General features: G+C 73.3%; 10 protein-coding genes. 6 read left to right on the top strand and 4 right to left on the bottom strand.

The features are described from left to right. Positions 1–4: 4 nt before the first annotated feature. Complete coding sequence (locus tag KJK29_RS32365) at positions 5–1,555, top strand: GMC family oxidoreductase (RefSeq protein WP_215122703.1); 1,551 nt, start codon at positions 5–7, stop codon at positions 1,553–1,555. A gap of 71 nt (positions 1,556–1,626) precedes the next feature. On the opposite strand, the gene KJK29_RS32360 is transcribed toward KJK29_RS32365, so the two are convergent. From KJK29_RS32360 to KJK29_RS32345, 4 genes are all read right to left on the bottom strand, one after another. Further along, positions 1,627–6,264, bottom strand: a complete 4,638-nt coding sequence (locus KJK29_RS32360) for a coiled-coil domain-containing protein (RefSeq protein ID WP_215122702.1) — start codon at positions 6,262–6,264, stop codon at positions 1,627–1,629. 35 nt (positions 6,265–6,299) lie between these two features. Further along, on the bottom strand, positions 6,300–7,181 hold the full coding sequence (locus tag KJK29_RS32355; RefSeq protein WP_215122701.1) for a hypothetical protein: 882 nt from the start codon (positions 7,179–7,181) through the stop codon (positions 6,300–6,302). 82 nt (positions 7,182–7,263) lie between these two features. Beyond that, on the bottom strand, positions 7,264–8,790 hold the full coding sequence (locus KJK29_RS32350; RefSeq protein ID WP_215122700.1) for a hypothetical protein: 1,527 nt from the start codon (positions 8,788–8,790) through the stop codon (positions 7,264–7,266). A 103-nt stretch (positions 8,791–8,893) separates the two neighbouring features. Continuing rightward, positions 8,894–9,589 (bottom strand): GntR family transcriptional regulator, encoded by a 696-nt coding sequence (locus KJK29_RS32345; RefSeq protein WP_215122699.1) that lies wholly within the window; start codon positions 9,587–9,589, stop codon positions 8,894–8,896. Positions 9,590–9,713: 124 nt separating this feature from the next. Between KJK29_RS32345 and KJK29_RS32340 the strand changes: the two genes are divergently transcribed. From KJK29_RS32340 to KJK29_RS32320, 5 genes are read left to right on the top strand one after another with little or no spacing between them, the layout of a single operon-like run. Continuing rightward, a complete protein-coding gene (locus tag KJK29_RS32340) occupies positions 9,714–11,015 on the top strand; it encodes an MFS transporter (RefSeq protein ID WP_215122698.1) in 1,302 nt (433 codons plus the stop codon). An 11-nt stretch (positions 11,016–11,026) separates the two neighbouring features. Continuing rightward, positions 11,027–11,848 carry a putative hydro-lyase gene (locus tag KJK29_RS32335; protein WP_215124533.1) on the top strand — a complete coding sequence of 274 codons (822 nt, stop codon included), beginning with the start codon at positions 11,027–11,029 and terminating at the stop codon, positions 11,846–11,848. A gap of 15 nt (positions 11,849–11,863) precedes the next feature. Beyond that, a complete protein-coding gene (locus tag KJK29_RS32330; protein ID WP_215122697.1) occupies positions 11,864–12,622 on the top strand; it encodes a LamB/YcsF family protein in 759 nt (252 codons plus the stop codon). Beyond that, on the top strand, positions 12,619–13,236 hold the full coding sequence (locus tag KJK29_RS32325; RefSeq protein WP_215122696.1) for a 5-oxoprolinase subunit B family protein: 618 nt from the start codon (positions 12,619–12,621) through the stop codon (positions 13,234–13,236). The genes KJK29_RS32330 and KJK29_RS32325 overlap by 4 nt, the downstream gene beginning before the upstream one ends. Continuing rightward, positions 13,233–14,102, top strand: coding sequence for a 5-oxoprolinase subunit C family protein (locus KJK29_RS32320; RefSeq protein ID WP_215122695.1), 870 nt, complete (start codon positions 13,233–13,235; stop codon positions 14,100–14,102). Before KJK29_RS32325 ends, KJK29_RS32320 begins: the two co-directional genes overlap by 4 nt. Positions 14,103–14,113 lie beyond the last annotated feature (11 nt).

Here is a 14,113-nt window from a genome sequence, read left to right as displayed (position 1 = left end):
ACCCATGAGTACGCATGAGTTCGACTACGTCGTGGTCGGCGGCGGCACCGCGGGCAACGTGGTGGCGGCCCGGCTGTCCGAGGACCCCTCCATCACGGTGTGTGTGCTGGAGGCCGGCCCGAGCGACGTCGGAGACGACGACGTCCTGCGCCTCGAGCGCTGGATGGGGCTGCTGGAGTCCGGCTACGACTGGGACTATCCGGTCGAACCGCAGGCCAGCGGGAACAGTTTCATGCGGCACGCCCGGGCGAAGGTGCTCGGCGGCTGCTCCTCCCACAATTCCTGCATCGCCTTCTGGGCACCCGCCGAGGACCTCGACGACTGGGCGGCCGCGGGCTGTACGGGCTGGAGCGCGGCGGACCTGTTCCCGCTGTACCGGCGACTGGAGAACAACGACGCGCCAGGCGACCACCACGGCCGCACCGGCCCGGTGAAGCTGCGCACGCTGAAGAGCGACGACCCGTGCGGCACGGCCCTGCTGGAGGCGTGCGCGCAGGCGGGCATCCCCACGGTCGCTTTCAACACGGGCCGGACGGTCGTCCGGGGCGCGAGCTGGTTCCAGATCAACTCCGACGAGAACAACATCCGCCAGTCGTCCTCGGTCGCCTATCTGCACCCGATCCTCGGCAAGCGGCCCAATCTGGAGGTACGCACCGGGGTACGGGCCAAGAAGCTGGTGCTGGACGGGCGGCGCTGCGTGGGCGCCGAGTACCTCGACCCGGATCTGATCCACACCCGGACCGTACGGGCCCGGCGCGAGGTGATCGTGTCGTGCGGGGCGATCGACTCGCCGAAGCTGCTGATGCTGTCGGGCATCGGACCGGCCGGACACCTGCGCGACACCGGAGTGGAGGTCGTCGTGGACGCCCCCGGCGTCGGCGAGAACCTCCAGGACCACCCCGAGGGGGTGATCATGTGGGAGGCCCGGCAGCCGATGACCACCACGTCCAGCCAGTGGTGGGAGGCGGGCATCTTCTACGACACCGAGCCGGGGCTCGACCGGCCGGATCTGATGTTCCACTACGGGTCCGTGCCGTTCGACATGAACACCGCCCGGCACGGCTACCCCACCTCCGAGAACGCCTTCTGCCTCACACCCAACGTGACGCGCGCGAAGTCGCGAGGCACGGTGCGGCTGCGGACACGGGACTACCGGGACAAACCGAGGGTGGATCCGCGGTACTTCACGCACGAGCACGACGCGCGCGTGATGACCTACGGGCTGCGGCTGGCCCGGCGGATCGCCGAGCAGCCCGCGCTGAGCGGCTGGGCGGGGGCGGAGCTGGCGCCCGGGCCGGACCTGCGGACGGACGAGGAACTGCTCGGGTACATCCAGCGGACGCACAACACCGTCTATCACCCGTCCTGCACGGTGAAGATGGGTGCGGACGACGATCCTTCGGCCCCCTTGGACGCGCGGCTGCTGGTCAAGGGGGTTCAGGGGCTGCGGGTCGCGGACGGGTCGGTGATGCCCGATCTGGTCACCGTCAACCCGTGCATCACGACCATGATGATCGGCGAGAAGTGCGCGGATCTCCTGCGGGCAGACGCCTGACCGTGGGGGGAGCCGCCTGACCGCGGGCGACTGCGCGACCGTTGTGGCCGGTCGCGCAGTTCGCCGCGCCGCTAGGGCGTCGAGGACGCCGGGCGTTTGAACATCCTCGTCGCCGTGATCTCACTGTGTACCGCCTCGCCCGCCTGGGGCTGCTGCGGCAGGCCCGGGCGGAGGTGTTCCTCGACGCTGATGTACTTCAGGCCGGCCCTGAGGTCGGCGTCGTTGCGCATGCGGATGACCAGGGGGAACTCGGCCAGCGCGGTGGTGTCGAACAGGCCTGTGGTGTAGAGGAGTTGGACACCGAGGGCGTCCGACACCGCCCGCTGCAGTTCCAGCAGGTACGTGGCGTTGGCGCGGCCGATGGGGTTGTCGAGGAACAGGGTGCCGGCGTGCCGGTGCTTGTCGCGGCCCCGGTCGTTCGACCGCAGCGCGGCCATCGTGCAGTACAGGGCGATGGCGGCGGTGAGGAGCTGGCCGCCGGAGAAGACGTCGCCCATCTGCCCGACGGGGACGCGCTCGGCGCGCAGCACCGCGTCGGGCTTGAGGATCTCGACGGCGACGCCCTTGGGCTGCAGGGCCGCGGCGACGCCCCGCAGCAGCAGGGACATGCCGTCACGCCGCAGGTCGGAGTTCTTCTTGACGGCCGCGCGGGTCGCCTCGTCGATGACCTCGCCCAGCCGCTCGGTGAGCGTGGCCTGGTCGGGCTCCTCGAAGCGGATGCGCAGGAACTCCTGTCCCGACCATTCGCCGAGGCCCTCGGGAAGACGGGAGAGGCGCTGGGCGGAGCGCAGGGTGGCCAGGGCCGACTCGACCAGGCCGCGCAGCCGGTCCACGATCGAGTCGCGGTTGCGCTCCAGCTGCTCCAGTTCGTCGGTCAGGACCCGGAGCCGGGGCGCGAAGGCGTCCGCCCACTTCTGGGCGTGCTCGGGCAGCGCGGAAGCGGGCAGTTCGCGGATCTGCTGCCGTGCGGGGGTGCGGACCTGCTCGTAGCGCGTGGAGTTGGCGTGCCGGACGAGGATGTCGCTGGCCTCGCGGACGGCGGCCTCGGCGGCGGACAGGTCGGCGGCGCAGCCGCGCAGGGAGCGGCGGGCCTCGGCGGCCGACTGCCGGGCCTCCTCCGGGCTGCCGGGGTAGGGCTCGGGCTCTTCGTGTTCCTCGTCCGTGGCGTGCTCGCGCAGCAGGTCGCGGAGCATGGCGGCGATCTCGTCGAAGCCGCCCGCGGCGTCCTCGGCGGCGCGGTGGGCGTCGAGGAGTTCGGCGTGCGCCTCCCGTGCCTGGGTGAGCGCCTCGGTGTGGGAGGCGAGTTCGGCCGTGGCGGTGCGCAGCAGGGTCTGGGCGTGCTCGGCGTCGCGGGGCTGCGAGTCCTCAGGGAGCTCGGTGTGGGCATCGCCGTCCTCGGGCGCGTGCCGTTCGGCCTCGCCGCGCAGCCGCCCGAGCTGCTCGCTCGCGTTCGACATACGGGTCTCCAGGAGCTGCACCAGCTCCTCGGCCCGGGCGGCGGCGGCCTGGCGGCTGGGTCCGTCGGAGCCGTCGGGGGATTCGAGGAGCTGCTCCGCGCGCGTACGGACCTTGTTGCTGAGCCGGTCCAGTTCCGCGCGGGCCGCGCTCTCGTCGCTCTCCGCGCGGGCCTGTTCGGCCCGCAGGTCGGCGCCCACGCCGACCTTCTCGTACACCTGGGACGCGGCCCGGTAGGCCTCGCGCAGGGCGGGCAGGGAGGCCTTCGGGGTCTGGGTCTCGTCCTCGGGCACGTCGTCGGGGGCGCCCGCGATCTCGGAGCGCTCGGCCCGCAGGGCGCGGGCGGTGCGGCGCGCGTCGTCGGCGGCGCGCTGGGCGCCGCGCCGGTCCTCGTCGGCGGCGCGGGCGCGCTCCAGACAGGTCTGGGCGCCCGCCTCGGCCTCGGTCGCCTCGTCGGCCAGTTCGCGCAGCCTGACCTGCCAGCCGGCCCGTTCGCGCAGCCGGAAGGCGAGCCCGGCGAGGGCGTCGGCGGAGCGGCGTGCCTTCTGGGCGGCTTCCTGCCGCTCGTCCCGGACCCGGGCGGCCTCGGTCGCGGTCTCGTCGGCCTCGGCCCGGACCGTGCGCGCTTCGGCCAGTTCCGCCTCCGACTCCTCTGCGAACTCGCGGGTGTCGTGGGCGACCCGGGCCAGTTCGGCGAGGCGGCCGTCGGGGCAGCCGGTGCGCCAGGAGGCGAGCCGGGCGGCCAGCTCGCGGTCCTTGCCGAGGCGGGCGGCGAGCGCGCGGATCTCCTCGTCGCGTTCGGTCGCCCGGGCGCGCAGCGTCTGCCGCTCCTCGTCGGCGGCGTGCTCGTCGTGCATGGCCGGGTTCGGCGGGACGAGGAAGACGTCGCCGGTGTCGGCGTCCGGGGCGGGGGTCGGGGCGAGCAGGGCGGCCGCCGTGCCCACGGCCACGGCGGAACGGGGCAGCAGTGCCGCGTCGCCGAGCGCCTGACGGGCGCGTGCGTGGGAGTCGGGGTCGGTGATGATCACGCCGTCGACGAGTTCGGGCCGGGCGGCCAGCACGCGTGCGTGGTCGGCCGGGTCGACGGCCTGGGCGAGGTAGCGCCAGCCGGGCAGCGCGGGGATGCCGTGCTCGCCGAGGTACTCGACCGTGGCCAGCACGTCCGGGCCGGGCGGCAGCAGCCCGCCGTCACCGAGCGCGCCGAGGATCCGGGAGTCGTCGGCGGCGGCCGTACGCAGGTCGAAGAGCTGGCGTTCGGCGGAGCCGACGGCGTCGTCGAGCAGGTCGCGCAGGTCGTCGGCGAAGCGGTCGAGTTCCTCGGGGGTGAGGCCCTGTTCGCCGGACGTGGGCGGGAGGGCCGGTTCGCCGTCCGAGCCGTGGCGGGGCTGTGGGATGCCCGGCCGGGCCTCGGAGGTGAGGCTCAGCATCTCGGCGAGCCGCTCCTCCCCCGCCAGGGCCTCGGCGGTGCGGCGCTCGGCCTCGTACGACCGCTCGGCCGCCGTGGCCGCGTCCGCCGCGCGGGCCGCGGTGAGTTCCGCGCGGGACTCGGTGGCCGCGGTCTCGCGCGCGTGCTCGGTGGCCCGGCGGGATGCCTCGCGGGCCGCGTCCCAGGCCGCGACGGCGGTCTTCTCGGCGTCGCTGGCGGCGAGGGCCGCGCGGGCCGGGTCGGCGTCGGGCGCGCTGTCGTCGAGCCAGCCGGCCCGGACCGCCTCGGCGGTCTCCTGCTCGACCTCGGCGAGGCGCTGCTTGAGGTGCCCGACCTCGCTGCGGGCGCGCTGTGCCTCGGTGGCGGCGGCGGTGGAGTCGCGGTAGGCCGAGTCGCTGACCTCCTGGAGGGCTGCGGAGCGCTCCTCCTCATCGTTGGCGAGGTTCTCGGCGTTGCCCGCGGCGGCGTGCAGGGCCCGGACGAGGTCGACGGCGGCCCTGGAGCGAGCGGCCAGCGCGGGGGCGGCGTCGCGCTCCGCCTCCTGGATCGCGGCGGACACGCGGGCGACACGGTCGGCGGCGGCGCGGTGGCGCAGTGCGGCCTCGGCGGCCTGCCACGCGGAGTACAGCGTGCGGGCGTCGGCGAGCTCACGCTTCTGCGCGGCGGCGGACTTCTCGGCCGCGGCGAGGGCCAGCGAGGCGTGCCGGTAGGCGAGTTCGGCGGAGATCAGCGCGCTGCTCTCGCGGGCCGCCTCGGCGTGCGTGACCGCGGACGCGGCGGTGGTGACGCGCTGCGCCAGGTCGGCGGCCCGGGTCCGCTCCCGCACACCGCGCGCGGACAGCTTGCGGGCCAGGTTCCGCGTGCGCCGCTCGGCTCCGGCGTGGATGTCCCGCGCGCGGGTGCGGGCCTCGGCGGCCTCGACGATCCGCCCGAGGAGGTCGACGGACCCGGCGGTGAAGTCGCGTTCGGCGATCAGCTCGGCGCGCCGGCCGAGCTTGTTGCCGAAGCCGCCGACCAGGTCGGCGAGTCCGTCGGTGTCACGGGTGTCGGTGACGGCGCGCAGCAGCAGATCGGTGAAGTCGGCGTCTTTCTTGACCGCGAAGAGACCGGCGGCCTCGCCCTCGTCGGCGTTCATCTCCCGCTGATAGCGGAAGAGTTCCGGGTCGAGGCCGAGATCGCCCAGGTGCTCGATCCAGCGGTCGTGGATCTCCTCCCAGTGCACCTCCAGGTGCGGGTAGGTCTTGCCCGCCTCCGTGAGCGCGTCGCGGAAGCCCTTCATGGTGCGACGCCGGCCGCGCGCGCCCGACTGGCCCTCGACGGGGGCCCGTACGGCGGTGGACTCGGCGACGGGGAGGTTGTCGAGGCTCAGTCCGGGCCCGGGGCGGAAGGAGTACCAGGCCTCGGCGAACTTCCGCGGGTCGTTGGAGACCTGCCGTCCGCGCCACTCGCTGACCTTGCCGACGACGACGCACTCACCGGTCAGCACGTGCTGCCACTCCAGCGCGACATGTCCGCAGTCGTCGGCGAGCAGGAACTTGCGCAGCACACCGGAGCTGGCGCCGCCGAGCGTGTTGCGGTGGCCCGGCAGCATCACCGAGAAGATCAGCTTGAGCAGCACCGACTTGCCGCCGCCGTTCTCCAGGAAGAGCACACCCGCGGGCGCGGGCCGGCGCGGCGGGCCGACGGGCTCCTCCTCGAAGAACTCCGCCTGCGTGGGCGCGGGGTCGGGCACGGTCTCGCCCACACCGCGCAGGTCAAGCACGGTGTCGGCGTAGCGCGCACCTGCGGGCCCGATGGAGTAGAGGCGGACCCGGGACAGCTCGTACATGGCGGACTCTCGTAAGCCTTCGTGAAGTGGGGGGGTCAGGAGGAGTGGAACGGCAGCCCGGCGTCGGCCACCAGCTCCAGGTCGTCGCTCTCCTCGGCGGGCAGCAGCGTCGCGGTGCCGTCCGTGACCGGGACGACGCCCAGCTCCAGCAGCTCGGCCATCGCGGCGCCGCCGGCCATGTCGCGCACCTGGAGCTGGTAGCGGGCGGTGGTGCGGTACGTGCCGCCGTTGTCGTCGCCGGTGCGCTGGAGGAAGCCGGATTCGGTGAGGAAGGCGACGGCCTTGGCGACGATGCCGGTGGTCGAACCGGCGAGCCGGCGCGCGTCCTTGGTGGCACCGGTCGCGCTGCGCCGTACCCAGATCCGCCAGGCGGCCTCCAGGCCGGGCGTGTCGGTGGCCGGGTCGGTGTTCTCGCCCTGCTCGGCGGCGCGCTCCTCCAGGCGGCGGCAGGCCTGGCGCACGAAGGCGTCGACGCCGTTGACCGTGACCCGGCCGATGTAGCCGTCGTCGGCGAGGTCCTCGGGGCGCGGGAAGGCCAGGGCGGCGACGGCGAGATGGGCGAGTCCGTGCAGGAACCGGTCGCCGCCGTCGGCGGACGTACGGCGCGCGTAGTCGCCCATGCGCACGGCGAACACGGAGTCCTCGGCGGCGGTGACGGCCATGCCCGCGCGCGGGGACACCTCCAGCACGATGAGTCCCAGACCGGTGGCCACGGCGTCGGCGAGCCGCGCGAACGGCGGGTCCTCGCGGTAGCGCCGCAGCAGGTCCGTGTACTCCTGGTCGCGGGCCGGCTGCAGCTTGGGCTGCAGGCCGAAGGACACGAGCCGCGCCGCGTCGGCGGCGTCGGCGGGGGTGACGGCGGCGGTGGCCGTCGGGGCCGGTCCCTCCGGCTCACTCCACTCGACGTGCTCGCTCACGGTCGGGGCTCCTCGTTCTTCTTGTTCCCGCGGTACTCACTCATGGTCCCGTGGTACTCACTCATGTTCCCGTGGCACTCGCTCATGCCGCTTCGGTCCGATCCGCCGCCATCCCCGCCGCGTCCAGCAGTGCCGTCCCGACGATCAGATCCGCGCCGCCGAACTCCTGATCGTCGAGCTCGGTCCCGTCGTCCACGGCGAACAGCAGCTTCTGCTCTCCCTGGCGGTAGGCCGTACCGACCGGCGGACTGGCCGCGTGCACCGCCAGCAGGGCCACCAGATACGGCAGTTCGGGATCCTGCCGGCGCGCCTCGGCCAGCAGGCCGGACAGCCGGCGCGGCGCGTCGGCCGGCAGGTCGAGCAGCTCCTGCGCGGCCGCCATCTGCTCCTCGCTGAACCGGCTGTCGTCGGGTGTGGCGATGACGTCCGGCTCGGGCATCTCCGCGCCCAGATGCTCCCGCTCCACCGGCGGCGTCAGCAGTATGTCGACGAGGTCCCCGACCCTGACGGACACAGGCGTGCGCAGCCCGGTGCCGCGGGCGAAGAAGGCGTCCGTGACACGGACGGCCTGCTCGATCGACAGCGGCAGGACGGGGGCGACGAGATGGCCGTAGAGGTCGATGCCCGAGGTGGTCATCGGGGTGGCGAAGGCCTGCCGGTCCTGCTCGGCGCGGAACAGCGGTCCGGCCTCGAGCAGCCGGGACTGCAACTGCGTGTGCCGGCGGATGCAGTCCTTGACGATGTCGACGAGCTCGGCGGCCCGGCGCTTCTGCTCGGGATCCTCGGACTCGTCGCGGGCCTTGCGGATGTTGGTGAGGATCGCGTTCTCGTGGCGGTAGCGGTCGGCGACGTGCTCCAGGGCCTCGGCGATCATGTCGGGCACGGTGGTCAGCCAGTCCACCGCGCGCACATTGCGCCGGGTCGCGTCGAGGGCCCTGCGCAGGGTCTCCGAGTACTGCACGGTGCGGTAGCGGGCCTGTTCGGCCGCGAGCTGGGCGTCGGCGAGCCGGCCGCGGCTGATCAGCACCTCCAGCTTGACCTCGGCGGCGATCTGCGCGCTGGTGACATCGGTGTCGAGGGCGCCGACGAGGACGTTGACCGCCTCGTCCGTCGTACGGAGATAGACCGTGCCGCCGGGGCCCGGGACCTCCTCGATCAGCTTGAAGTCGTAGTCACGGCGCACATAGGTGCCGTCCGCCCCGAAGGTGCCGTACACCGCGCGGAAGCCGCGGTCGACGCTGCCGACGTTGATCAGGTTCTCCAGGACCCAGCGGGCCACCCGCTCGTGCTCGGCGGCGGGACGCCGGGAGGCCTGCGCGGCGATGCGCGGGACGAGGCGGGCGACGATCTGGTCGTGGTCCGCGCCCGTGTCGAAGTCCATGTTCAGGGTGACCAGGTCGATGGCCGAGAGCGCGACCTCCGCCATGCCGTACACCGAGTACTCACCCGCGAGGTTGGCCTTGCGCGCGTCCAGGTCGTGCAGCGGCGCGGTGCAGGCGAGCGCGCGCAGGCGGCGCGCCAGGCCCTCGTCGGCGGCCGGCCCCGGCGCGGGGCGCGGCCCCGCGCTGAGCTGGGGCGGAACGCTGTCCGTCGATGCAGGCGAAGTCACGGTGCACAGACTAGGTCCTGGGTCTGACAACCACCCAAACGACGCGGGTACGCCCCCTCAGCGGACCTGCAACGGACCTTTCATCGAACCTTCGGCGGCCCCCTCAGCCCTCCTCGCCGACCCGCCGCCGGTACACCTCGACAACCCGCTCCAGCGAATCGTCGAGGTAGCCGGCGAGCAGGCTCTCGGCCTTCTCACGGTCCCCGCCCTGAAGAGCCTCAAGAATCGCGACATTTCGTGCGATGTACGGCTCGTGCAGCCGCTGCGGCTCGTCCACCACATGGAACGCGAGACGCAGTTCGGCGAAGACGCTCCGCATCAACTCGTCGGTGCGCTCGCTCACCGCGAGGGCCACCAGTTCCCGGTGGAAGTGGATGTTGGCCGTACCCACCGCCTTCCAGTCACCTTCCCGGGCCGCCCGCCGCCCCTCCGCGACGGCACCGGCGAGCCCGTCGAGGCCGTAGGGCGGCTCGCCGAGGCCGCGGACGACGGCGCACTCGACGAGCATGCGGGTGCGGTAGATGTCCTCGACGTCCTCCACGGTCAGGACCCGGACGAAGACGCCCCGGTTCAGCTCGTGGACGAGCAGGCGTTCATGGGTGAGCAGGCGGAACGCCTCGCGGAGCGTGTTGCGGGAGACGCCGAGCGCCCCGCCGATGCTGTCCTCGGAGAGCCGTGTCCCGGGCGGGAAGTAGCCCTCGGCGATCCGGCTTCTGAGGATGTCCGAGACGCGCTCGGCGGTGCTGGTGCGCCCCAGGAGAGCCCGGTCGTCGGCGAGGTCCTTCAGCTGCTCTGCCATGCGGGAATTCAATCGCAGATCAGAAGAAGAACCAACATGGGTATTGAGGGATCGTTGAACAATCCCCTACGGTGCTACGCACGGCTCGGCCCGAAGCACTCTCTCCCCCCTCTGCGAGGTGCCCATGAGCACGCCCCCTCCACCGCAAGCCCTGACCGACGACACACGCCCCGTGGCGGCCGGACGCACCGACGACGACGGGGCGTTCGGCTGGCTGCGCGCCCTCGGCCCGCGGGGCCGCCGCGCCTTCACCGGTGCCTTCGGCGGCTATGCCCTCGACTCGTACGACTACTTCACGCTGCCGCTGAGCATGGTCGCGCTGTCCGCCTACTTCGGCCTGAACAGCGGCCAGACCGGTCTCTTCACCACGGTCACGCTGGTGGTCTCCGCGATCGGCGGCGCCCTCGCGGGCGTCCTCGCGGACCGCATCGGCCGGGTGAAGGCCCTGATGATCACGGTGATCACCTACGCGGTCTTCACCGTCGCCTGCGGTTTCGCGCCCAACTACGAGACGCTGCTGGTCTTCCGCGCCCTCCAGGGACTCGGTTTCGGCGGCGAGTGGGCGGTCGGCGCGATCCTGGTCGCCGAGTACGCGAGCGCCAAGAACCGAGGCCGCACGCTCGGCGCGATCCAGAGCTCCTGGGCCGTGGGCTGGGGCCTCGCCGTGATCGCCTACACGCTGGTCTTCTCGGTGGCCGGAGACGATCTGGCCTGGCGCATCATGTTCTGGACCGGGGCGCTGCCGGCGCTGCTCGTCATCTGGCTGCGGCGCAGTGTGCAGGACGCTCCCGAGGCCGCCGCCGCTCGTGAGCAGAGCGCGGAGAAGGGTTCCTTCAAGGCGATCTTCAAGCCGGGTCTGCTGCGGGTCACGCTCTTCTCCGTGCTGCTCTCGACCGGTGTCCAGGGCGGCTACTACACGCTGGCCACCTGGGTGCCGACGTATCTGAAGTCCGAGCGCGAGCTGTCCGTCGTCGGCACCGGCGGCTATCTGACGTTCCTGATATCGGGCGCCTTCATCGGCTACCTCACCGGCGGCTACCTCACCGACAAGCTGGGCCGCAAGCGCAACATCTGGCTCTTCGCCCTGCTGTCGGCGATCTGCATCCTGGCGTACGCGAACATCCCGAGCGGGGCCAACACCCTGCTCCTGGTGCTCGGTTTCCCCCTCGGTTTCTGTATGTCGGCGATCTTCAGCGGATTCGGCTCCTACCTGAGCGAGCTGTACCCGACGGCGGTACGCGGCACCGGGCAGGGCTTCACGTACAACACCGGGCGCGCGGTGGGCGCCGTGTTCCCGACGATGGTCGGATTCCTGGCCGACAGCTGGGGCGTCGGCGGCGCGCTGGTCTTCGGGGCGATCGGCTACGGCCTCGCCGCGCTGGCGCTGCTCGGGCTGCCGGAGACGCGTGGGAAGGAACTCACGTGAACGCCACGCCGATCACCGGGACCGAGGACCGCCCCGTCGTCCTCGCCGACGAGCACGCGCACGCGTGGAGCCCGAAAACGGCCCGCACCCGCTTCCGGGAGGGCCTGACGGGCCCCACAGCGGGGGTCGCGGCCGGTCACACCCAGGTCAACCTCATCTCGGTGCCGGCCGACTGGGCCTACGACATGCTGCTGTTCTGCCAGCGCAACCCCAAGCCCTGCCCCGTCCTCGACGTCACGGACGCCGGATCCTGGACGACCGTGCTCGCCGACGGCGCGGATCTGCGCACCGATCTGCCGCGCTACCGGGTGTGGCGGGACGGCGAGTTGGTGGACGAGCCGACGGACGTGCGCGCCCACTGGCGGGACGACCTGGTGTCGTTCCTGATCGGCTGCAGCTTCACCTTCGAGTGGGCGCTGAGCGAGGCGGGCGTCCCGATCCGTCATGTCGAGCAGGGCCGCAACGTCCCGATGTACGTGACGAGTCGGCAGTGCCGTCCGGCGGGGCGGCTGCACGGGCCGCTGGTGGTGTCCATGCGGCCGGTGCCGCCCCCGCACCTGGCCGCGGCGATCCGGGAGAGCAGTCTGCTGCCGGCGGTGCACGGCAGCCCCGTGCACTGCGGCGATCCGGCGGGGCTCGGCATCGACGACCTCGGCCGTCCCGACTTCGGCGACCCGGTGGACACCGAACCGGACGACATCCCGGTGTTCTGGGCGTGCGGAGTGACCCCGCAGGCGGCCGTGATGGCCTCGCGTCCGCCGTTCGCCCTCACACACGCCCCGGGGCAGATGTTCCTCACCGACGCCCGCGACGAGCAGTACCGCGTGGCCTGACAGGAGATGCGACACGTGACCTCGATCGATCTGAACGCCGACCTCGGCGAGGGCTTCGGCCGCTGGCGGCTCACCGACGACGAACGGCTGCTGTCCGTGGTCACCAGCGCCAATGTGGCGTGCGGCTTCCACGCCGGGGACGCGGCCACCATGCGCCGGGTGTGCGAGCTGGCGGCCGAGCGCGGGGTACGGATCGGCGCCCAGGTGTCCTACCGGGACCTGGCCGGGTTCGGGCGGCGCGCGATGGACGTGCCGTCCGCCGAACTGGCGGCCGAAGTGGCCTACCAGATCGGCGCCCTGGAGGTCTTCGCCCGGGCCGCGGGCTCCCGCGTGTCCTACGTCAAACCGCACGGCGCGCTCTACAACCGGGTCGTGCACGACGAGGAGCAGGCCGCCGCGGTCGTCGACGGGGTGCTCCTCGCGGATGCCGCGCTGCCCGTGCTGGGCCTGCCCGGCTCGCGGCTGCTCGACCTCGCCGGGAAGTCCGGACTGCCGGTCGTCACGGAGGCGTTCGCGGACCGGGCGTACACCGACGCGGGCACGCTGGTGCCGCGCACGCGGGAGGGCGCCGTGGTCACCGACCCGGAGGCCGTCGTGGAGCGTTCGCTGAGCCTGGCCCGCTCGGGCGAGGTCTCCTCCCTCTCGGGGACCCGGATCGAGGTACGCGCGCGTTCCCTGTGCCTGCACGGCGACACGCCCGGCGCGGTGGACTTGGCGCGCCGGGTGCGGGGCCGTCTGGAGACGTCGGGCATCCGGGTGGAGGCCTTCGCATGAAGGTCCGGCCCGTCGGCGAGGACGCGCTGCTCGTCGAGGTCGCCTCGGGCGACGAGGCCCAAGCGCTGCACGCGGAGCTGCTGCGACGCCGCGCGGAGGGCTCGCTGTCGGCCCGTGAGATCGTCCCCGCGGCCCGCACGGTCCTCCTCGACGGCCTCGACTCCCCCGCCCGGCTGGCCGCCGAACTGACCGCGGCCGACCTGCCGCCCGCTCCCCCACGCACGCGTGAGGTGGTCGAGATCCCCCTGAGGTATGACGGCCCGGACCTGGCGGATGTCGCCGCGTACTGGGGCGTGCCGGAGCGGGAGGTCGCCCGCATCCACGCGGAGACGGAGTTCCGGGTCGCGTTCTGCGGCTTCGCGCCCGGCTTCGGCTATCTCACCGGGCTGCCGTCGCGCTACGACGTCCCGCGCCGGGCCACCCCGCGCACGGCCGTCCCCGCCGGGTCGGTGGCGCTGGCCGGCCCGTACACGGGCGTGTACCCGCGCTCGTCGCCGGGCGGCTGGCAGCTCATCGGCACGACGGACATCGTCCTGTGGGACCACGCGCGGGTGCCCGCCGCGCTGCTGTCGCCGGGCACACGCGTGCGGTTCGTCCCCGAGGCGGGGTCATGACGGATCGCGCCCTCGCCGTCGTACGGGCCGGTGCCCTGACCACCGTGCAGGACCTCGGCCGCCCCGGGCACGCCCATCTCGGTGTCCCCCGCTCCGGTGCCCTGGACGGGCCGGCCGCGGACCTCGTCAACCGGCTGGTCGGCAATCCGCGCGGGACGGCCGTGCTGGAGACGACGCTCAACGGCTGTGCCGTACGACCCCGTTCGACAGTCGTGATCGCGGTGGCGGGCGCGCACTGCCGGGTCACGGTGGACGGCCGGCCCGTCCCGTGGGGCGCGCCGGTGCGCGTGCCCGCCGGGGCGCTGCTGGACGTCGGTCCGGCGCTGTCGGGCGTCCGCGCGTACGTGGGTCTCTCCGGGGGCATCGCCGTCGAGCCCGTGCTCGGCAGCCGTTCGACGGACCTGCTGTCGGGGCTCGGCCCGGCCCCGCTCACGGACGGCACGGTGCTGCCGCTGGGTCGGCCGACCGGTGCGCACGCGCGCGTGGACGTCGCCCCGCAGCCGGCGCCGCCGTCAGAGCTGGTCCTGCGGGTGACGCTCGGCCCGCGCGACGACTGGTTCACGCCGGAGGCCATACGCGCTTTCCTCTCCCGCCCCTATCGGGTGTCCGCCTCCGGCAACCGCATCGGGCTGCGCACGGAAGGCCCCGCCCTGGAGCGGGCCCGGCACGGTGAACTCCCCAGCGAGGGCATGGTGCTGGGCGCGGTCCAGGTCCCGCCCGACGGGAGGCCGGTGGTGTTCCTGGCCGACCATCCGACCACCGGGGGTTATCCGGTGATCGCGGTGGTCCGGGCCGCCGACCTTCCGGCCGCCGCCCAGGCGGTTCCGGGTACGCCGGTGCGTTTCGTGGCCGTACGGCGTCGCTGAACCCGGTAGGA

It is taken from the genome of Streptomyces koelreuteriae, from assembly GCF_018604545.1.
In the GTDB taxonomy this organism is placed as follows: domain Bacteria; phylum Actinomycetota; class Actinomycetes; order Streptomycetales; family Streptomycetaceae; genus Streptomyces; species Streptomyces koelreuteriae.
Note: the sequence above shows the minus strand (reverse complement) of the source record. Positions and strands in the feature narration are given on the sequence as shown.

Bases quoted from the DNA above. Each gene is read 5' to 3' on its own strand.
- KJK29_RS32365 (WP_215122703.1), top strand. From the start codon at position 5: ATGAGTACGCATGAGTTCGACTACGTCGTGGTCGGCGGCGGCACCGCG.
- KJK29_RS32360 (WP_215122702.1), bottom strand. From the start codon at position 6,264: ATGTACGAGCTGTCCCGGGTCCGCCTCTACTCCATCGGGCCCGCAGGT.
- KJK29_RS32345 (WP_215122699.1), bottom strand. From the start codon at position 9,589: ATGGCAGAGCAGCTGAAGGACCTCGCCGACGACCGGGCTCTCCTGGGG.
- KJK29_RS32340 (WP_215122698.1), top strand. From the start codon at position 9,714: ATGAGCACGCCCCCTCCACCGCAAGCCCTGACCGACGACACACGCCCC.
- KJK29_RS32325 (WP_215122696.1), top strand. From the start codon at position 12,619: ATGAAGGTCCGGCCCGTCGGCGAGGACGCGCTGCTCGTCGAGGTCGCC.
- KJK29_RS32320 (WP_215122695.1), top strand. From the start codon at position 13,233: ATGACGGATCGCGCCCTCGCCGTCGTACGGGCCGGTGCCCTGACCACC.